The sequence below is a fragment of the Desulfitobacterium dehalogenans ATCC 51507 genome, assembly GCF_000243155.2.
Lineage (GTDB): Bacteria > Bacillota > Desulfitobacteriia > Desulfitobacteriales > Desulfitobacteriaceae > Desulfitobacterium > Desulfitobacterium dehalogenans.
In genome coordinates this window covers 2546129-2565092 of record NC_018017.1, presented here as the reverse complement: position 1 = coordinate 2565092, position 18964 = coordinate 2546129, and the positions used below count along the sequence as shown (strand labels likewise).

General features: G+C 45.9%; 20 protein-coding genes. 12 read left to right on the top strand and 8 right to left on the bottom strand.

What is annotated here, in order from left to right; translation table 11 throughout:
- The first annotated feature begins 134 nt into the window (after positions 1–134).
- The 6 genes from DESDE_RS12390 (at position 135) to rd (ending at position 5965) form a co-directional block, all read left to right on the top strand.
- On the top strand, positions 135–1391 hold the full coding sequence (locus DESDE_RS12390; RefSeq protein ID WP_014794367.1) for an NAD(P)-dependent malic enzyme: 1257 nt from the start codon (positions 135–137) through the stop codon (positions 1389–1391).
- 249 nt (positions 1392–1640) lie between these two features.
- Entirely contained in the window at positions 1641–2216 is a 576-nt protein-coding gene (locus tag DESDE_RS12385) for a LutC/YkgG family protein (protein ID WP_014794365.1), read from the top strand.
- On the top strand, positions 2209–4362 hold the full coding sequence (gene ldhH, locus DESDE_RS12380) for an L-lactate dehydrogenase (quinone) large subunit LdhH (RefSeq protein ID WP_014794364.1): 2154 nt from the start codon (positions 2209–2211) through the stop codon (positions 4360–4362). Before DESDE_RS12385 ends, ldhH begins: the two co-directional genes overlap by 8 nt.
- A gap of 129 nt (positions 4363–4491) precedes the next feature.
- Entirely contained in the window at positions 4492–5184 is a 693-nt protein-coding gene (locus DESDE_RS12375) for an HAD family hydrolase (protein WP_014794363.1), read from the top strand.
- A 19-nt stretch (positions 5185–5203) separates the two neighbouring features.
- Positions 5204–5656, top strand: a complete 453-nt coding sequence (locus DESDE_RS12370; RefSeq protein ID WP_014794362.1) for a hypothetical protein — start codon at positions 5204–5206, stop codon at positions 5654–5656.
- A gap of 144 nt (positions 5657–5800) precedes the next feature.
- On the top strand, positions 5801–5965 hold the full coding sequence (gene rd / locus DESDE_RS12365) for a rubredoxin (RefSeq protein WP_014794361.1): 165 nt from the start codon (positions 5801–5803) through the stop codon (positions 5963–5965).
- 554 nt (positions 5966–6519) lie between these two features.
- On the opposite strand, the gene DESDE_RS12360 is transcribed toward rd, so the two are convergent.
- The 6 genes from DESDE_RS12360 to DESDE_RS12335 form a co-directional block, all read right to left on the bottom strand.
- The gene (locus tag DESDE_RS12360; protein ID WP_014794360.1) at positions 6520–7512 is read right to left on the bottom strand and encodes an SPFH domain-containing protein; all 993 of its coding nucleotides are present in this window, start codon (positions 7510–7512) and stop codon (positions 6520–6522) included.
- 46 nt (positions 7513–7558) lie between these two features.
- Positions 7559–8446 (bottom strand): TPM domain-containing protein, encoded by an 888-nt coding sequence (locus DESDE_RS12355; RefSeq protein WP_014794359.1) that lies wholly within the window; start codon positions 8444–8446, stop codon positions 7559–7561.
- A complete protein-coding gene (locus tag DESDE_RS12350) occupies positions 8446–9507 on the bottom strand; it encodes a TFIIB-type zinc ribbon-containing protein (RefSeq protein ID WP_014794358.1) in 1062 nt (353 codons plus the stop codon). The genes DESDE_RS12355 and DESDE_RS12350 overlap by 1 nt, the downstream gene beginning before the upstream one ends.
- A gap of 118 nt (positions 9508–9625) precedes the next feature.
- Entirely contained in the window at positions 9626–10303 is a 678-nt protein-coding gene (locus DESDE_RS12345; protein WP_014794357.1) for a PspA/IM30 family protein, read from the bottom strand.
- 315 nt (positions 10304–10618) lie between these two features.
- Positions 10619–10951 (bottom strand): hypothetical protein, encoded by a 333-nt coding sequence (locus tag DESDE_RS12340; protein ID WP_242831240.1) that lies wholly within the window; start codon positions 10949–10951, stop codon positions 10619–10621.
- A 41-nt stretch (positions 10952–10992) separates the two neighbouring features.
- Positions 10993–13254 carry a DEAD/DEAH box helicase gene (locus DESDE_RS12335; RefSeq protein WP_041917266.1) on the bottom strand — a complete coding sequence of 754 codons (2262 nt, stop codon included), beginning with the start codon at positions 13252–13254 and terminating at the stop codon, positions 10993–10995.
- 141 nt (positions 13255–13395) lie between these two features.
- Here DESDE_RS12335 and DESDE_RS12330 point away from each other — a divergent pair, with 141 nt between their 5' ends.
- The gene (locus DESDE_RS12330) at positions 13396–14265 is read left to right on the top strand and encodes a hypothetical protein (RefSeq protein ID WP_014794354.1); all 870 of its coding nucleotides are present in this window, start codon (positions 13396–13398) and stop codon (positions 14263–14265) included.
- On the opposite strand, the gene DESDE_RS12325 is transcribed toward DESDE_RS12330, so the two are convergent.
- Entirely contained in the window at positions 14248–14922 is a 675-nt protein-coding gene (locus DESDE_RS12325) for a Crp/Fnr family transcriptional regulator (RefSeq protein WP_014794353.1), read from the bottom strand. The two genes, DESDE_RS12330 and DESDE_RS12325, sit on opposite strands and share 18 nt — an antisense overlap.
- Before the next feature lie 281 nt (positions 14923–15203).
- On the bottom strand, positions 15204–15470 hold the full coding sequence (locus DESDE_RS12320) for a late competence development ComFB family protein (protein ID WP_014794351.1): 267 nt from the start codon (positions 15468–15470) through the stop codon (positions 15204–15206).
- 195 nt (positions 15471–15665) lie between these two features.
- Between DESDE_RS12320 and DESDE_RS12315 the strand changes: the two genes are divergently transcribed.
- From DESDE_RS12315 to DESDE_RS22080, 5 genes are all read left to right on the top strand, one after another.
- The gene (locus DESDE_RS12315; RefSeq protein ID WP_014794350.1) at positions 15666–16649 is read left to right on the top strand and encodes an asparaginase; all 984 of its coding nucleotides are present in this window, start codon (positions 15666–15668) and stop codon (positions 16647–16649) included.
- A gap of 73 nt (positions 16650–16722) precedes the next feature.
- A complete protein-coding gene (locus DESDE_RS12310; protein ID WP_028305561.1) occupies positions 16723–17448 on the top strand; it encodes a demethylmenaquinone methyltransferase in 726 nt (241 codons plus the stop codon).
- A gap of 47 nt (positions 17449–17495) precedes the next feature.
- A complete protein-coding gene (locus DESDE_RS12305) occupies positions 17496–17882 on the top strand; it encodes a thioesterase family protein (protein ID WP_041917265.1) in 387 nt (128 codons plus the stop codon).
- Between the two features lie 16 nt (positions 17883–17898).
- The gene (locus DESDE_RS12300) at positions 17899–18522 is read left to right on the top strand and encodes a YigZ family protein (RefSeq protein WP_014794347.1); all 624 of its coding nucleotides are present in this window, start codon (positions 17899–17901) and stop codon (positions 18520–18522) included.
- A gap of 264 nt (positions 18523–18786) precedes the next feature.
- Positions 18787–18942 (top strand): hypothetical protein, encoded by a 156-nt coding sequence (locus DESDE_RS22080; RefSeq protein WP_014794346.1) that lies wholly within the window; start codon positions 18787–18789, stop codon positions 18940–18942.
- Positions 18943–18964 lie beyond the last annotated feature (22 nt).

The following is an 18964-nucleotide window of genomic DNA, read 5'->3' as shown; positions in this document are numbered from 1 at the left end:
TCTTCAGAAGCGACCGCCACTATTGAAGAACTTCGAAACAACGTTTCATTTTATGTCCTAAGGTTATGCATTTAAATTGATTTTCAGGCAAAACATATACTATCCTTTAATCGAAAATGAGAGGGGATGTCTAAATGAGTCGTATTAAAAACTTACGTGAAGAGGCTTTAGAATTCCACAAAGTGCAACCGGGTAAACTTGAAGTACGTGTTACTGTCCCAGCCAAAGACCGGGATGACCTTACACTTGCCTACTCTCCAGGAGTGGCAGAGCCTGTCAAGGAAATTGCCGAAAATCTAGAAAATCTTGATATCTACACCAATCATGCCAACTATGTCAGCATTGTTTCTAATGGAACGGCTATATTAGGCCTTGGCAATCTGGGTGCCGCGGCATCCATGCCTGTTATGGAAGGAAAATCACTTCTCTTCAAAGCGTTTGGAGATGTTGACGCATTTCCTCTTTGCGTAAACACTACAGATGTGGATAAAATTGTTGAGATCGTTGAATTAACCGCACCCACCTTCGGTGGCGTTAACTTGGAAGATATCAAAGCTCCAGAGTGCTTTGATATCGAAGAAAAACTTAAAACCCGCGGAATCTTCAAAGGCCCGATCTTTCACGATGATCAACACGGAACCGCTGTAGTAACCTTAGCTGGCTTGATCAATGCTCTAAAAGTTGTGGGCAAGAAAATCGAAGACATTAAAGTTGTCGCCAATGGTGCAGGTGCAGCCGGCATCGCTATCATCAAGCTTCTTATGAGCATGGGCCTGAAAAATGTTATCATGTGCGATACAAAAGGTGCTATTTACGAGGGTCGTGCTGAAGGTATGAACCGTTGGAAAGAAGAGATTGCCAAAGCAACCAACCCAGAGAAATACAGCGGAGATCTTGCCGGTGCTTTAGTAGGAGCAGATGCTTTTATCGGAATCTCTGCAGCTAATGTCCTCAATGAAGATATGATTCGTTCCATGGCTAAAGATCCCATCGTCTTCTGCCAGGCTAATCCAATACCGGAAATCTGGCCTATTGAGAGAGCCTTTGCAGCCGGCGCCAAAGTAATTTCCACCGGACGTTCTGATGTCATCAATCAAATCAACAACGTTCTGGCCTTCCCGGGAATGTTCCGCGGAGCTATTGATGTTCGGGCAACCGATATTAATGATGCCATGAAAGTTGCAGCTGCTTATGCCATTGCCGACATCGTAAAAGATGAAGAACTTAGTGCAGACTACATCATTCCCAGCACCTTCAATCCTGAGGTTGCTCCTGCAGTAGCTGCGGCAGTCGCTAAAGCGGCAATGGATTCCGGTATTGCCAGACGTCCCATGGATCCTCAAGAAGTAGCTGAAAATCTCAAAAAGAGATTAGCAAACCAATATAAATAAAAATTAAATTTCTTATTTTCCCATAAACCACTATAATCTAAAAACCTTTGAGCAGGAAGAGATGGGTCCATACCATCTCTTCCTGCTTTTCTATATACAAATTTAATTCGGGTTTAAATAATAAATTTTAAAAAGACATTGAAATTTTCTGTATTTTGCAGTAACATATTGGCATGGTGGCCTGACCAAATAATATTAGTAAATGTGGGCCCAAGTTTTTAGAGAGAGAAAGAAGAAGGGGTGTGCCTGATGGGAGACATGAATTTTTTATATGAGCGTTTTCAGACTAAGCTCCAAGCTGTGTCTGGCGAGTGTTATCGTGCAAAAACGCTCAAAGATGCTGAAGAATTAATTGCCCAGATAGTGAAAGAAAAAGAAATTGAAAGCGTAGCCATGGTCAATTCCCCCATAGCTAAAGCAATGAGCCTGCCTGAGAAGCTTTCCGATCGAGGGATAACTGTATATACAGAGCGTTATCCGGAAGTTACTCCTACTGTCGGTGCAGGGATAACCGAGATGAAATGGGCTATTGCTGAACTAGGGACATTAGTCCAATATGCAGAGGATGTGAATGAACGGCTTTGCTCCTCATTTACTCCAATACATATCGCCTTGGTTCAGACCTCTACCTTGTTGCCTGATATTATGACTGCCTTAGCTACAGTTCATAAGGAGCCCAGAATTCCAGGATTTGTTGGTTTTATCACAGGTCCCAGCCGGACTTCAGATATTGAACGGGTCCTGACCATCGGCGTTCACGGTCCTGAGCAATTGATCGCAATATTTATTGATGAAGAGACAGGGGAGGGTGTAAGCAATGGCTGATGCGCGTTTTAAACAAGAGATCGAGAATGCCTTAGATAATGATATCCTTAGAGGAGCTTTAGGCCGTTTCGGGGATGTCTATGGCAAAAACCGGGAGCAGGCTTATCAAGGGTATGATTTTGATACTCTCCGTGAAAAAGTCGTAGAAGCCAAAGGCTATGCTGCCAATCATCTGGATGAGATGATTGAGCAGTTTGAGAAGGCGGCCACCTCCCGGGGAGCAAAGGTGTTTCATGCCGAAACAGGTGAGGATGCCAAAAAGTATATTATTGAATTGGCCAAACAGCAAAAGGTCAAAAATATTGTGAAATCCAAATCCATGGCTTCGGAAGAAATCCATCTCAATGCGGCTCTGCTCAAGGAAGGCTTTGATGTTCAAGAGACGGATTTGGGGGAATGGATCGTCCAGTTAGCAGGGCAGAGACCTTCCCACATGGTTATGCCTGCTATCCACATGACCAAAGAGCAGGTGGCAGACACCTTCAATAATAATCTGAGCTATACCAGTGATCCGGTCATCACCAAATTGGTGAAGACTGCCCGGCAGGAAATGCGTAAGAAATTCGTCGAGGCCGATATGGGAATATCGGGAGCTAATATCGCGGTGGCCGAAACAGGAACCCTGATGATGATGACCAATGAGGGAAATGCCCGCTTGACATCTACTTGGCCCCGTGTCCATGTTTTTCTGGTAGGGATAGAGAAATTTGTCCCCAAATTTGAAGATGCGGGGTATATCCTGCAGACCCTGCCCCGGAATGGCACAGCCCAGCAAATTACCAGCTACGTAACCATGATTACAGGCCCTAATCCCACTTATTATCCCGATGGTTCCCTTGAGGATAAAGAATTTCATATTATTCTGATGGATAATGGACGCCGGAAAATGTATGCTGATGAGCAGTTCAAGCAGGTTTTCCAGTGTATCCGCTGCGCTGCCTGCTTAAATGTTTGCCCTGCTTTCCAACTGGTGGGCGGGCATGTCTACGGCCATATTTATACCGGGGGCATCGGCACCATTCTCACTGCGTTCCTGAACTCGGAAAAGGATGCCGAAAATCCGCAAAACCTTTGTCTTCAATGCGGTAAGTGTACTGAAGTATGTGCCGGTAAACTGGATATCCCGGGAATGATCCTGGAGATCCGGAATCGAGTCGGTGATAAAAAGGGCTTGCCCATGACTCAGAAATTCATTCTGGATGTGGTCTCTAACCGACGCCTCTTCCATTCTTTATTGAGAGTGGCTTCCAAAGCCCAGCTGCCCTTTTCTAAAGGTCAGCCCACCATTCGTCATTTACCCTTCTTCTTGTCAGGACTGACTGAGAAGAGAAGCTTGCCAACAATTGTGGATGTTCCTTTTAGAGATGTTATCAAGAAGATGAACCAAGATGTTAAGAATCCTAAAGGCACCATTGCCTTTTTTGGCGGTTGTCTTGTGGACTTTGTCTATCCCAAAATTGGTGAAGGGGTCGTAAAGGTTCTCAATGAAAAAGGGTATAAAGTAACCTTCCCTGAAGGCCAGTCCTGTTGTGGGGCTCCCGCGTCTTACATGGGCGATCGTCAAAATGCCCGCAAATCGGCGATTATGAACATCGAGGCCATGGATGCGGAAAAGGTGGATTATGTGGTTTCTGCTTGCCCCACCTGTACTCATGCCTTGATTGACAGTTTCAAAGAACTTCTTGCCGACGATCCGGCAATGCTCAAACGTGCTGAAGAACTTAGTAAGAAATCCATGGACTTCTCCAAGCTTCTGACGGTCTTAGGCGGCCTTGAGGAAGGGGGAGACGGAGTACCTTTAAAGGTGACTTATCATGACTCCTGTCACTTAAGACGGAAAATGGGTGTCATTCAGGAACCCCGGAATATCCTCTCCAATATCAAAGGCGTTGAGCTGACAGAGATGAATGAGTCGGATCGTTGTTGTGGATTTGCAGGCTCCTATTCCATTAAATTCCCGGAGATGTCCGGACCGATTCTGGAAAGAAAGCTTCGCAATATTGAAGCGACCGGGGCGGATGTTGTCGCTGTGGATTGCCCGGGATGCTTAATGCAGATTAACGGCGGATTGGATCAAACGGACCTCAAAGTTAAGGTGAAGCACACCGCCGAGTTGCTCTTAGAAAAACGCCAAAACAAAAAGTAATTTTGGAGATAAGAGGGAAGCACTGCTCTCATAGCGTGCTTCCCTTAAATTAATAAGTTAATATTTCCTAGAAATGCAGATTTTGTGGTAAAATAGAACTAATCGATAAACAGGGCTCTGGGAGGAACTATGATAAAAGCCATTCTCTTTGATTTAGATGGAACTCTGACCTTAATGGATCAGGAAGAATTCATGAAAAACTACATAGGACTTTTGGCTCCACGATTTAAACAATATATTTCCCCTGATAAATTTGCCAAACAAGTCAGCAAGTCTACTGAGGTAATGATTAAACAACCTCTGGAGGGAAAAACCAATCTTCAAGTTTTTTTTGCTGATTTTACGAAAGCGACTGGGTTGACTTATAATACATTATGGCCTATCTTTGAAGCATTCTACACCACCGACTTTCCGGCCTTGCGTTGTTTAGTCAAGTTAAATCCCTATGGCAAAGAAGCTGTAGAAGCTGCTTTAGAAAAAGGGTATGCGGTAGCCATTGCGGCTAATCCGGTTATGCCGCTCATAGCCATAGAAGAGCGGATTCGTTGGGCTGAGTTATCTCCTCAAACCTTTGACCTCATTCCATCCATGGAATCTTTTCATTACTGTAAGCCTCACACCGGTTTCTATGCCGAATTGGCTCAGAATCTCCGTTTGCAGCCAAGTGAATGTATCATGGTTGGTAATCATCCGGTAGAGGATTTGGTTGCTCAAGAGATTGGGATGAAGACATTTTATGTGGGCGATCCTGTGGAGATTGATACAACCTATAAAGGGGAACTTTCTGATTTGACCCAAAAGATCCGGGAAGGAAGTCTCTAGTTAGAGAGAGGGAGCTGGAATGGGAGTATTTGTTCAGCAAGTGCCATCAAAGGTTTTAAATACTGCAGAATCAAATAGCGTGCCTATACATATCCGAGGGGTCCTTAAAGAGTTTTTAAGAAGACATAGTGAATTGCAGAGGTTAAGGCATCGGGAAATTGCCTCCCTGATGGCCGTTATTTTGTTTGGTTTTCTCAGTCTTTGGGGTATGATGTTTCCCAAATATCCGGAGCTCTCATTCTTGATCAATAGCTTGCTGTTGGCGGGATTTGTCCTGACTTTCAGGCAATATCTTAAAGCGCGCAGGGTATCCCAGCATGTTTATATAAATGTTCATATCCTCTATCATCATCTGTTAGGAAAGCTGGAAGTTGGTTTTTGCGAGCATGAGTCTCCTTGCCAATGTGCCGAGACTTTCCGCAAGTACATGTGGAACCGGTACGGGATTTCATTTTATGGAAATTCAATCTAGCCTTCCTTATTATCGGAATGGTGAAAAAGGTAATGGACATAATATAAAGGAAACTTACTCCAGATGGAGTTAAGTTGACTTATCCTCTCAGAGGATAAAAATCAAAAGTTGAATCTAACGAAACGATGAAAGGGAGGAATTATGATGAAAAAGTATGTATGCAGCATCTGTCAGTATGTCTATGATCCTGAAGTAGGAGATCCGGATTCCGGAGTAGCGCCTGGTACAGCTTTTGAGGATATCCCGGATGATTGGGTATGCCCCACCTGCGGCGTAGGCAAAGATCAGTTTGAAGTATACGAAGGATAATACATACCAGAATCACCTGACCCGGACACACTTTTCATCTTTGCTGGTGCAGTGACAGCGGCATGAGCGGCTACCCTGAAAAAGACCTGTGAGCTAATTCTCCAGGATTTTGCTTTCGGCGTTCACTCCATAGGCTGCGCGGAGTAATCTAATCGCTCAAGACCTCCGCTGCGTCGGGTGCACCTGCGCCGCTAAGTAATCTCTGTGGCGTGGCGGCTTGGGCGAAACCCTCACCCGGGTTTCGTGGCTAAAATCGGCTCCTCGAAAGCACTGCTTTCGCACTTGTTCTCATAGCCGGTTGGAAACGTCCTGTTTCCAACCCGACTCCGCTGCAGTCTTTTTGCGAAGATTGCTTACCTGCTCGCTTAGAATCCGTTCTTTGCCTTAAAGGAAAATCCTTGAGTGGTTTTTCAAGTGTCTGTTCCAGTATCTTTCCAGGATGTTTAAGCTAAAAGGACCCGTAAGCGTAGCTTAAGCCGTATGTGAGTCTGATATGCCAAAAAAGCCTGTCATATGTGACAGGCTTTTTGCGTTAATTTTATCACCGAACCGTATCAGACCAACTTCTGACCGCAGTTGGAGCAAAAGTTAGCGCCCTCGGTCTTTTGTCCGCAGTTCGGGCAGAAGTTCGGCTTTTTTAAACCGGGTTCGCTGCCACCCTTCGGCGCGGAGCTGTCCTTCTCTTGTACCTGTTCCTGCTTGGGATTGCTCATATCCCGCATCATTTCATTGGCCATCTGCATCCCGATGACCATGCCGGCCATATCGGATGCGGCGCTGCCGCCTTGTCCTCTCCCGCCGGAAATTCCGTCCAGCACGGACACCTGCTGATAGCGTCCCATATCACCAATCATGGTATGGGATGCGGTTTTTGCAATCATCTGCTGAATTTCTTCCGGATAGGTAAAGCTCATGATGGTAAACTCGGTTACCGTGATGCCCATATCATAAATCTGCATATCCAGATCAGTTTTCAGGCAGTTGGCAATAGCGAAGGAGTTGGACTGTAGATTGAACATATCCTTGCCTTCCTTGACAATCCATTTCATCAGAAGCTGGTCAAGCATCGCCATGATGCGAAGCTTGACATCCTCGACCAGAAACGAATCCTTTACGCCTGCAATTTTATCAATCAATTTAACATAATCATTGACCTTGAAAGTGAACGTTCCGTTAGCGCGGATGGGCATGCCACCGGGAAGCTGCGGCACCGGAATGTTGATGGCACTTTTGGTACCCCATTTTACCGTGAATTCCTTGGTATTGACAAACAGAACCTCTGCGCGCATCCCCGAATTGAACCCGAATTTAAATCCCTTGAGGGTGGACAAAAACGGGACAATCTGGGACTCGATGTCATAATCTCCTTCGTCCTTAAAAATGCCTTCTATCCTGCCGTTAAAAAGGAAAATAGCGTCCTGTCCCGGGCGAATAATCAGCTTACTGCCTCTTTTGATTTCGCGGTTGTGCCATTTCCAGAAGATCATGTCCTCGCGAAATTCTTCCCACTCCACAACATTGGAAAACTGTCCGGAAAAAAATCCCATTTATTTTGCATCCTTTCTATTCTAAAATCGTGCCTTTAATTCAATGTTAGAAGCTTCGACCGCCGCCGCTGTGGGAATGACCTCCCGGAGAGATCCCTCCGCCGCCGAAGCCGCCTCCGCCACCACCAAAGCCGCTGTTGTTATTGTGCTCGTCCTTTTTCGGCCGTCTTACTTTGGTAACGGAGGTTCGGATATACTGGTCACTGTGCGCGAGAAGACGGGAATGTGCAGGGTCAAGATAGGTGCGATTGTTGGTCGTGACCCTGCCGCCGGAGCGGGCAGCCATTATGCTCACCACTGCAGCACCGATCACCACCGCCAGGCTAAGCTGGAAAAGGGTATTGAAGAAGATCGAGTCCTCCTGTTCAGTATATCCGGTACCTTCGCTCCTGGGCGGGTCATAGTGGGTAGAGCCGCCAGGGTTTACGCCGGGGGAACCTTGGACCTCCTGCTGCATATAAGAAGCAGCCTGTTCAATATATCCGAGCATGGCGTCATAGTAATTTCCGTCAGCAAGCAGCGGCGTAATGTCATCCAAGATAGATTCGATCCGTTGATTGTTCAGATAGGTTTGCAACCTGCCATAGCCTTGAATTTCCACACTGCGCGCACCGGGTGTCATATTGAGCAGCAGCAGCGCCGCCGAACGGTACACGCCGTTCTCATCGGCCCCGTTGGCATCATAGAACTCCTCCAGATAGAGCTGCGGGGTTTTTTCGCCCAGATCATTCGTTGTCACAATGACAATATCGATGTCGCTTTCCGAACCGTATTGCTTGCTGGTTTCCTCCAGCGATGCGCGCTCATCTTCAGTGAAAAGCTGTGCGCTATCAAAAACCCTTTGCTCCTGCAAGGCTGCCGTCACGCCGGTCGGACAGACGGCATACAGCATGATGACCAAAAGTAGAGCAAGCTTTACCGCTCTTTTTCCCATTATAAAACCCCTCCTTCCATCAACATGGCAATGATTTTTATGATGACAAAGGATGCTGTGCTGATGCTGGCGAACCATGCTGCAATTTTTCCCGGACTGAGGGGGGGCTTACCGACGATTTTGCCGGTCTGGCCGTTCATGGCAAAGACATATTCCTTTTGTCCATAGTCATACCGAACCATCCACACGGGGAAAAGGGCGTAATCGGCCTTTTTTTCAATAATGTTGATATTCTTGCTGATAAAGTTGGTGGTGGTATAACCGCTAATCGTGGAGCTGATATAATCGGAAACATAGCGCTCCACTCTGGTGCGCACCCGGGGGAACAGATCCCGGTTGTCATAGTCATACTTTTCAGCGAGAAAACCGGCTAGATAGGGCATCCTGAAATCCTTTAAGTTACCATAATCATAGGGTTCCAGCTTATCCATCAGAGCATCGTCCATTTTCTGCGAGGCATCCACAGGTACTTGACTATAATTCAGGTCAACAGCGCGGTGCACATGAAAAAAGCTGGTTTCCGTGTAGGTATAGTCAGCGTCCGAGTAAACCCTCACCTTGGTGCATTCCGCCGTGGCTTCCCCCCAACCATTGAGATCATACAGCCAGAAGGGCACATAGATGCCGGTGATGCTCTTGATGCGGTTGGCAGACATCAGCTCCTTGGGCGTGAGCAAACCCTTTCGGCACCATTTTTTAAAGGCCTCCTGGGCCTGCTGGCGGCCGATCGAAAAGGGAATGACCTTTGCGGGGGCAAGACTGCCTTTAAGGCGGTCATTCAAAACAACTGCCGCACCGCAAAAGCTGCACGAAGTTGCTACAGTATCTTTGTCGGTCATCAGCACTGCGCCGCAATTCTGGCAGTGGTATTGATTGACTTCGTCCTCGTTCCAAGGGGTGTGTCCTCTGGAGGATGCAGCTCCTTGGTTTTGAGCATCTCCCTGCTTTTGTATATCTTCGATGCTCTGGTTTGTGCCGCAGCTGTCACAATGCAGCATACCGCTTGTACTGTCAAATGCCATATCGGCTCCGCAATTCGGGCATTTATAATGTACGACCATAAGTGCGTCTGCTCCTTTCAGCTCCCTGTCTTTCCACAAAACATAGCTCAAGTCTTTTGGGCACGAACAAAAAGAAGCCGCCTTGGATGATTTCTTCTAAGGCAGCTTCTTCCCATAATTACTTATTTAAGCTGGCTTTTAATGCAGCAAGCTCATCATCAATGCTGGCATCAGGCTGTGCATCATATTTTGCCGCCAGATCCTTAATGGAAGACTGCGATGACTTGTTCAGCTCAGCCATGGCTTTAGCCTTATCCAGGGCCTTGTCCGCCAGTGCCTCATACCGCTCAAAGCCGGCGATTGAAGCGTTGGCATCCGAGACCGAGGACATCATTTTGTTCATGCGGTCCTGGGTCTTCGCGGCGGCCAGCTTGCCCTTAATCATATCTCTTCGGGACTCAAGCTCACCGATATCCGAAACCAGCTTATCATGCATTTCCCGCATGTGGGCAGCGTTCGCCTGAGCAAGATTGTACGCTTCCTGCAGCCCGGCCAGCTTGGAATTCAAAGAGGCCTTATGCTCCAGAAACTTTTTTGCATCCACTTCGTTGTTCGCTTCCAACGCCTTGACAGCATAAGACTGCATTTTTGCAATGTCTTCAGTGCATTCATCCAGTTCTCTTTTAGCGCGCTGTTCCTCCGCCATAATGGTGGCGGTTTCCGATTTGACCTTGCCCAGATCGCTGTTCAGGTTCCGTAGACACTGATCAATCATCTTTTCCGGATCTTCCACTTTATCAAGCAGGGCGTTGATATTGCTTGACATAATCTCTTTAAATCTCGCCAGAATACTCATTCGCCATTCCTCCATCAAATAAATAGAATAGTATGATGACATGCCAAAGTTTAAGCCTGAAACCGCATTAAGCGTCGCTCATGGTATGGTTTTAAAGTGTATAATGTCTGTTTACAAATATTATACTACGGGCGGCTTAAAGCATCAATCAGGGGATTATTTACAATTTACAGGATTTAGATATTCCTTTGAGGTGTTGGGAATGCGCATTTAAGAGGCCCTTTCTAATCTGTTTTATCAGATCAGAAGGGCCTCTTAAATCAAAGAGCATCGATGAAATTATAAAAACGAGTTTTCCTTCAGTGCTAAAGCGAGTTAACTGATTGTATCGGAAGGGAGTTCATAGCTAGATCCAGGTTCTTCGTCGTTTTGATATACGGACATATCCATGTCGGTCTGCACCGGCTCAAATTCGCCATTATCCGTTGCTTTGGCCTCATTGGAGCTTGGTTCTGCAGTATCGCCAGGATGTCTTTCAGGACCGGGCATGGTCATAGGATAGCTGAGTGCCGGGGTATCCTGACCTGCGTTTACATCAGAAGTCATCTCAGGTTGAGCATCGGCTGCAGAGTCAAGGTCAGCATTTTGACGATTTTGTGGGGGTTTTGGTTCGGGTCTAAGATAGAATTGATCTCTCAAATTTATCACCTCAAACCAATTATGAGCTTTTCCTGGCATTATTATGCATTTTACAAAGCAAGGACGGCAGCTTCATCCCGATCCAGCTTATCCATGCAAAGCTTCAAGCGCTGAAGTAAAGCAGGTTCCTTAACCGCATCTCTCATCTGACGAAGAAGGTCGATGGTGCGGCGAATGACCGAGATAATATCCCCTTCATCCAGATTGGACAAGCGCTGAACTTCTGCAAAGGAAAGCCCTTGACTCCAAGAATAGACGATGACCGTTACCCGAGGATCATAGCGGACGGATTCCGGGCCGCAGACACTTTGAATATAACGAACTAAATCTTGCAGCGGAGCCCAATCCAATACGGGGAGCCTTTGAAAATAATCGTTCTTCCGCGCCTCAAAATCAATGGCCGATAATAAGCCGTTCAATTGGTCATCGTCCAAGGTATCCAAAATACCAGAAAAAATCAGCTCAGTGACCAATAATTCCTGAACATAAATATGACGGGCACATTCGCCACGGGGAAGCAGCTCGCCCTCCCGTATATACCCCATTTGGATCAATTGATTCTTTTTAAACTGAAATTCATTGAAGAAGAAGTCCTGATCCGGCAAAGTTTTCAACTCTTTACGAATTTCAATCATGTTTTGCTGCAGTTTTTTCCGCTGTTTGCTTTCCTCCTCGCAAAGAGCCAGCTTGGCGTTGGGACATTTTTGCGGGGTTGTAGCCAAGAGTTTTTCCCAGTTTTTGATTTTGCGAGCCATTTCCCGGCCGTAGACCCGATTTTGGCGGCGAGGTCCTAAGGCTTGGTAAGCCCGTTTGAGGCGATCAAGCTCTTTCTTTTTCGGCAGATACTTCACGGGGCAGGCAAAAGAGTCCATGTGCTGGCAGACATGCTCTCCTTTCCCGTTAAATTGTTCTTCCAGCTGAGCCAGTTCGGCAATTAAATGACCGTGGGTTTGCAGATTGCTATGGGCGGCAAAGCTCTTCTGAAAGTAAATCTGGATTTGCTCATAGGAAAGGGTGGCCTGAAGATTGAGGACCGTGTTATAGCTCAATTTAAATTGGCTGGTAAGAGGTTCCAGACGATTGATGTTAAATCGCGGCGGCGGACTCTTTTCCATGTAATTCAGATCGACCAAAGCAAAGGAATAGCCCCGTTCATCCAATCCCCGGCGTCCGGCCCGTCCGGACATTTGGAAGAATTCATGATTAGCCAGGGGACGAAAGTTCCGACCGTCAAATTTATTCAGTGTATCAAAGCAGACGGAGCGAACCGGATAGTTGATGCCAACGCTGAAGGTTTCGGTGCAGTAAAGAACATGAATTAAGCGTTTGAGGAAAAGCTCCTCCACCAATACTTTTTGTGAGGGCAGCAGTCCCGCATGGTGAAAGGCGATCCCTTTGACGGTTAACCGTCGCAGAAGTCTGGTGGAGGGGGACCATTCACTTTCTTCTCCGAAATGCTCCAGGAAAGCATCCTCTACTTGTTTTTTTTCTTGGGGGTTTAAGTAATTGGTGATTAAGGCCAGTTCAGAAGCCTTATCAGCACATTGTTTGCGGCTGAAAACAAAATAAAGGGCAGGAAGGTATTGTTTTTGTATCACCTTGATTAAATCCAGGTGATTCGTGGGAGTAAACAAACTGCCCTCTGTAGATTGAGTGGATTGGATCCGTTGGCGATAATATTTCCAGAGCTTTTCGTAGTTGACCAGACCGGTATCCCTGGAAAAATAATAGTACTCTAAAGGCACGATACGACGGTTTTCCTGGATTAATGCCACATCTTCCTGACGTATGGTTCCGATCCAATCCACCAATTGCTGGGCATTGGCGATGGTGGCACTGAGGCCTAATAATTTCATATGGGGAGGAGCCAAGATAATGGATTCCTCCCAGACTGTGCCCCGCTCTTCATCGTTAAGCCAATGAATCTCATCAAAGATGATGTAGGACACCGATTCTAAAGCGGGATCGTTGGTTATCACTTGATTGCGGAAAATCTCGGTGGTCATAATGATTAGGGGAGCTTCGGAGTTCAGCACAACATCCCCTGTTAAGATACCGACCCGATCAATACCAAAGAGCTTCTTATAGTCTTTAAACTTTTGGTTGCTCAAAGCTTTAATGGGAGCAGTATAAATAATCCGACGTCCTTCGGTCATGACTTTTTCTACAAGATAATCGGCCACAAGGGTCTTTCCTGTACCAGTGGGAGCGGCGACAATGACGGATTGCCCCTCGTCAATAGCATCTAAGGCTTCTTCCTGAAATGGATCTAATACTAAGCCGTGATAACTGCGGTCAGACACGAAAATCAACTCATTTCTTCCAGGGTTTTTCTCATTTTAACAAACCCGTATTCCAGGGTCAAATTATAGCAGGATTTCGTACAAAAAATGGTATGAGGAAGGGTATAAGCCCATATGATGAAACAAGAACTGGCCAGAGGGGGAGTCTGAATGTCATTGCGCCTAGAGGCCGAACAAGCTATGGGGCTTCGCTTTCCGGAAAGAAATGGTGAGGCAGTGATTCGTTTTGAGGAAACAATGGAGGTACCCCATGGGGCTGAAGTACTCATGCGGGGTTTTTATCGTGATCCCGAGGACATTAAAAAAGGATTTAAAAACCTCCATCAGGAGACGGCAAACCTGCTGGAGATACTTATACCCCGTCGCGCCCGCTTAAGGGAATGGTTGGAAGAACTGCCTGAACAGCCTAAAGAAGCAGAATCTTTTTTGCGGGAAACATCGGAAAAGATTCAACACCAGGACCACAGAGTCTCTCAATTGGAAACTGAATTGATATCCAAATTGGCAGAATCCAGCTTAGAGGATTTGTTTCCTCTTCCGCTATCAGCCTTTGCCACACTATCTTATACGGATCCTAGTGCGAAAATCTTCTTGAGGACTCTTGGAAGACTTGCCGAGATACTCAAACTAAGCCCGGAGGTTCTGCGGCAAGTGGTACGGGTTCACTTCCTTAACAGTCTGCTTATTTTGGCGGGCCAGGATTTAGATGGTCAATCCTTTCAACGGGGAAATGAGGATGCCATTCTCATCGGTATTGCCTCCTTTTTTACCATTAAGCATCTAAAGAAGCATCCCCCCGAATTTCAACATTGTTATGGAGAATGGGTGAAAGCCTGGGGAGGAAAAAGTTTTCTCCGTTTAATTCCCCAGGAAAGCAGTATAGAAAAAGCAAGAGCCGCCATGATATTTTGGCGGCGCAATCCCGAATTATCTTGGGATGATATTTGGAATGGTCTTCACTCCTTTGAGCTGGAAAAAGTCACAAGTCCTCGAGCCCTTTCCTCATGGCCAGTCCGCTAATTCATGAGGGCGAAGGATTTCCATTCGCTCCCCATTGAGGCGGAGGATCCCCGATTTTTTCCACTGATTGAGGGCACGGTTGACCAGCTCACGTGAAGTGCCAATCATACTGGCTAAGTCCTTATTGGTTAATGTGGCATCGTAGTAGATAGGCTCTCCCGGTGATAAGGCCGGCTTAGCCAGTCTGAGCAACAACATAGCCAAAATCCCCGCAGTGGACCGACTGGTTAATATCCGGATAAACTCTTGATTCATGCGTAAACGCATATTAAGCTTACGAATAAGGGCAACGGCCAGACGAGGGTGATTCTCGAGAATTTTAACCATCCCCTGATTGGAAAGCACGAGGAGCGTGCTTTCTTTAAGTACTTCCGCTGTGGCTGGATAGGACCCTGGCTCCAATAAGAGAATCTCGGCAAGAGTGTCATTAGGACCGCACCAATCAAGAATTTGTTCATCTCCATTAGGTAAGGTTTTGCTGAGCTTGACTTGGCCATTTAAGATAAAATAGACTTGAGAGCCAATTTCTCCTTCAATAAAAAGGATTTGGCCTTTTCTATATTTGCGGGTTCGGAATTGAGACAGTAGAGGAATCAAATCCTCATCGGAAAGGGAGGAAAACAAACTAAACTGTCTAAGAATTTGTGGGTCAAGCAAAAAAGGATACCTCACTTTGGTTCAAATAAGATTTTCACAGGGTATCTCGGAATAGAATAATAATAGGTTAGATAGATTTTCATACAGCTTTAGGTAGGGAAGAATATATAACAAAATTTTTAAAGGAGAGTTGATATGGAGGATTTAAATAGTGTGCCAATCCAGGTTCAGTTTACGGCCGACTCACCTTTCAAAATCACTGCGCTGATCATTCAACTCCTGGTTATTGTATTGGCTATAGTATGTAGTGTCTAGAGTATGCCTGAAGGAAGGGATCAGGATCAATGGGAAGGTGTATCCGCCACTTGCTTGGCGGCCAGAACAATAGCGGAAAGAACCCGGGCTTTGTCAGGTAAGGAATCCGATTCCAGATGAGTAAGTATTTCTCCCCGCAGGGAAACATAGTACCTGCTCGGCAATTGGTTTAAAGCAAGAGCTTTGATATCGGCTTGACAACGTTCACATTCACAAGGTAGTTTGAATTTATGCATATACTCTTTGAGGACATGCTGCACCACATTTTCGGTGTGGTTTTTTAATTCGTACATTTTTCCACCTCCTATAATGTTCCTATTCTCTCTTCATAATAGATGGAATTAAGTTTATGCACAAGAGAATTTGCAAAATTCTTCTAAATCCATTCTAATATATTAAATAAGCAAAAAAATAAGTAAAAAATGTACACCTATTGAACTGTTTGGGGTAAAATACCACTGGGCCACATTGTGAAATGAGGGAAGGAAATGAATAAGATTAAACTCATTGCCACTGGAGGCACGATTGCTATGCGCAAAGATTCCTTTGGCAAGGCAGTACCGGCGGTTACCGGTCATGATCTGTTGGAAAGTATGCCTGAACTGCGGGAAGAAGCTTTTTGGGATATAGAAGAATTCAGTAATGTTGCCAGCTGCAATTTTAATCCTGAGCGGATGCTACAATTAGCACATCAAGTCAATGAATCCTTTGCGGATCCAGAGTGCCAGGGGATAATCATAACTCACGGAACGGATACATTGGAGGAAACGGCTTATTTTCTGGATCTTACAGTCAAAGACACTCGGCCGGTCATTCTCACTGCCTCCCAAAGAGATGCTTCCGAGAGAGATTCCGATGGCCCCCGCAATTTGCAGAATTCCATGAGAATTGCCACCGACCCTCACGCTAAGGAACGGGGAGTTCTGATCGCCCTCAATGAAGAGATCCATGCTGCCAGGGATGTAAGAAAACTGCACACCAGCCATGTGGATGCTTTTAGCTCCGGGGAAATGGGTTCATTGGGCAGTATTGATAATGGCGAGGTATTGTGGCACCGCAAACCTGAGCCCTCTGTTAAATTTGACCTGCCCGGAAAGCTGGCCAAGGTTATTATCTGCAAAGGCTATACAGGTATGGATGGAAGAATGCTGGAGTGTATGGTGGATTCACAGGTAGAGGCCGTTGTCATTGAAGCGTTTGGCCGAGGAAATCTCCCTCCGGAGGTAGTCCCCTCCATTGGGAAGATTACAGCAGGAAATATACCTGTGGTTATTACTTCACGCTGTTTATTCGGGCGCACTTCTCCGATATATGGCTATCCCGGCGGCGGAGCAGATCTTCAACGCCACGGTGCACTATTTGCAGGCGATCTGTCAACGGAGAAAGTTCGTTTGCTCCTAAGCATTGCACTGGGGCAAAACGTTTCCCACAGCCGGCTTAAAGAGATTTTAAGTCGTGGGGGAGTAAAGTAGACAAGCTAGAGATAATCCATTACAATCCTAATGAAGGATGATCATGGAAAGCTATGAAAGCGAGGATTTACTCATGGATTTTTCCGGTAGAGATAAAGCAACTTACGTACAAGATACATTTAACGCCATTGCCAAACGCTATGATATGATGAATACTCTCATGAGTTTTGGCCTGGACAAGGGATGGCGAAAAAAAGCGGTGCGGACAGTCGAAGCCAAACCCGGTATGAATATGGTCGATATATGCTGTGGAACAGCTCCGCTTTCCTTAGAGCTGGCCATGACCGTGGGAGAGCAGGGACATGTAACGGGCTTGGACTTCTCTGAGAATATGCTGAAAAAAGCCGATGAGAATTTAGCGGATTCCCCCTACCGATCCATCATTGAATTACGGCAAGGAGACGCTATGAATCTGCCCTTTGCGGATAACTCCTTTGACGGGGCTACCGTGGGCTGGGGGCTGCGCAATCTGCCTGATTTGGAAAAAGGGATCCAGGAGATGGTACGAGTGGTTAAACCGGGCTGTATGGTAGTTTCCTTAGATATGGCTAAACCGACCATGCCAGGATTTAAGCAGGGGTATTGGCTCTATTTTGATAAGCTCGTTCCCTTAATGGGAAAGATCTGGGCTGGAAAGGCCAAAGCCTATCAATATCTGCATGATTCTGCAGTAGAATTCCCGGAACAACAGGAGTTGGCTAAGATCTTTGCTCGCTGCGGCTTGACGGAGACCCGCTATCAAAATCTGGCCGGGGGAGTAGTGGCTATTGTCAGTGGCCGAAAGCCCAAATTTCCTTGATGGTTTTATGTTAAAATAGTCTTGATGAAATTCGCGGGGTGATAAAAATGACAGAGTTAACTATGGGTTTAAAGGGAAGAGCAGAGAAAATTGTGGATCAAACCAATACGGCAAAAACCATGGGCAGCGGCTCGTTAGACGTATTGGCCACTCCGGCTCTGGTAGCTATGATGGAAGAAGCAGCAGTGCGTGCATTGAACTTGGCGGAAGGGCAAAGCAGTGTTGGTGTGTCTCTGAATATTAAACATACGGCAGCAACCCCTCTCGGAATGAAGGTATGGGCTGATGCTGAGTTAATCGAAATCGATCGTCGTCGTTTGGTCTTTCAAATAGAAGCATACGACGAAAAAGAGCTCATTGGTTCCGGGACACATGAGCGTTTTATCATCGATGTAGAAAAATTCATGACAAAAACCCAATCAAAAAGCCTTTAGGACGGGAGTAGTTGTCGTGGAAAGCTATGTTACGGTCTTCAATAGTTCAACATGGGAGCAAGTCATTGATAAATCCCGTTTTATTGGGGTCGTTTATCCTGTGTCGAGCATAGAGGAAGTGGAGCAAAGACTTCAAGATATACGTCAAAACTATCCTAATGCCCGGCACTATGTCTATGCTTATCGGTTATATCAAGGAAAATTAGAAAAATCCACTGACGATGGCGAGCCCCAGGGCACCGGCGGAAGACCGGTTCTTGATGTTCTGCAATATCGTCAGATCTGGGATGTACTTATTGTGGTTATTCGGTATTTTGGGGGAGTTCTTCTCGGAGCAGGAGGATTGACCCGTGCCTATGGTGGGACGGCACGCCAGCTGATGGATAAGGCTGCGCTGGGACGTCTCGTGCCCCATCTCGTTTATGAGATTGAGACAGGCTATGATTGGTACGAACCGTTAAAGTATTGGTTTAAACAGTTTTCCTGGGCCATCGGCAATGAAGAATTCCTTGCTACGGTCAAACTTCAGGTCTACATTCCCTGGGAGGAGAATCAGCGTTTTCGAGAGTGGCTGGCTGATTTTACCGATCAGAAAATTATCCCTCGGGAAATAGGTCATATCTTGTGCCCGGAATTATAGATTTTACTTTGAGAGAAAGAAGCCGTTCCAATATGAACTGTCAAATTCGTTGAGCAACGGCTTCTTCGCAAATTCCCAAGCGCTTGGAAATTTGAGATTGGCAGAGTAGTCAGATTATTTTTAATATAAGAAAATAAGAACTTTCACTTGCCAATGAATTTGTTTTCACATATAATAAGGATGAAAGTAAGTGAATTTAATAACGAAGTTTAGATAGACTACCTTGTCACTACTTAAAGAACCAGGCTGAAGGAGGCTGAAATTATGTTAGGTTGGATCGCGATGTTAATCTTGGGTATCTTTTTATTAAGCTGTGGAGTCGCTGTTTGCGCATCTTGTCGTCAAATTTTTCATGTGACCTTTAATTCCTTTAATACACCAAAGGGAACAAGAAAAATCGCCAGACCCGCAGAAGCTTAAAATCAATTGAAAAGATCGACAA

Excerpts from the sequence above, each read along its gene's own strand:
- DESDE_RS12390 (WP_014794367.1), top strand. The coding sequence starts at position 135 with ATGAGTCGTATTAAAAACTTACGTGAAGAGGCTTTAGAATTCCACAAA.
- DESDE_RS12385 (WP_014794365.1), top strand. The coding sequence starts at position 1,641 with ATGGGAGACATGAATTTTTTATATGAGCGTTTTCAGACTAAGCTCCAA.
- ldhH (WP_014794364.1), top strand. The coding sequence starts at position 2,209 with ATGGCTGATGCGCGTTTTAAACAAGAGATCGAGAATGCCTTAGATAAT.
- DESDE_RS12375 (WP_014794363.1), top strand. The coding sequence starts at position 4,492 with ATGATAAAAGCCATTCTCTTTGATTTAGATGGAACTCTGACCTTAATG.
- DESDE_RS12370 (WP_014794362.1), top strand. The coding sequence starts at position 5,204 with ATGGGAGTATTTGTTCAGCAAGTGCCATCAAAGGTTTTAAATACTGCA.
- rd (WP_014794361.1), top strand. The coding sequence starts at position 5,801 with ATGAAAAAGTATGTATGCAGCATCTGTCAGTATGTCTATGATCCTGAA.
- DESDE_RS12360 (WP_014794360.1), bottom strand. The coding sequence starts at position 7,512 with ATGGGATTTTTTTCCGGACAGTTTTCCAATGTTGTGGAGTGGGAAGAA.
- DESDE_RS12355 (WP_014794359.1), bottom strand. The coding sequence starts at position 8,446 with ATGGGAAAAAGAGCGGTAAAGCTTGCTCTACTTTTGGTCATCATGCTG.
- DESDE_RS12350 (WP_014794358.1), bottom strand. The coding sequence starts at position 9,507 with ATGGTCGTACATTATAAATGCCCGAATTGCGGAGCCGATATGGCATTT.
- DESDE_RS12345 (WP_014794357.1), bottom strand. The coding sequence starts at position 10,303 with ATGAGTATTCTGGCGAGATTTAAAGAGATTATGTCAAGCAATATCAAC.
- DESDE_RS12330 (WP_014794354.1), top strand. The coding sequence starts at position 13,396 with ATGTCATTGCGCCTAGAGGCCGAACAAGCTATGGGGCTTCGCTTTCCG.
- DESDE_RS12320 (WP_014794351.1), bottom strand. The coding sequence starts at position 15,470 with ATGTACGAATTAAAAAACCACACCGAAAATGTGGTGCAGCATGTCCTC.
- DESDE_RS12315 (WP_014794350.1), top strand. The coding sequence starts at position 15,666 with ATGAATAAGATTAAACTCATTGCCACTGGAGGCACGATTGCTATGCGC.
- DESDE_RS12310 (WP_028305561.1), top strand. The coding sequence starts at position 16,723 with ATGGATTTTTCCGGTAGAGATAAAGCAACTTACGTACAAGATACATTT.
- DESDE_RS12305 (WP_041917265.1), top strand. The coding sequence starts at position 17,496 with ATGACAGAGTTAACTATGGGTTTAAAGGGAAGAGCAGAGAAAATTGTG.
- DESDE_RS22080 (WP_014794346.1), top strand. The coding sequence starts at position 18,787 with ATGTTAGGTTGGATCGCGATGTTAATCTTGGGTATCTTTTTATTAAGC.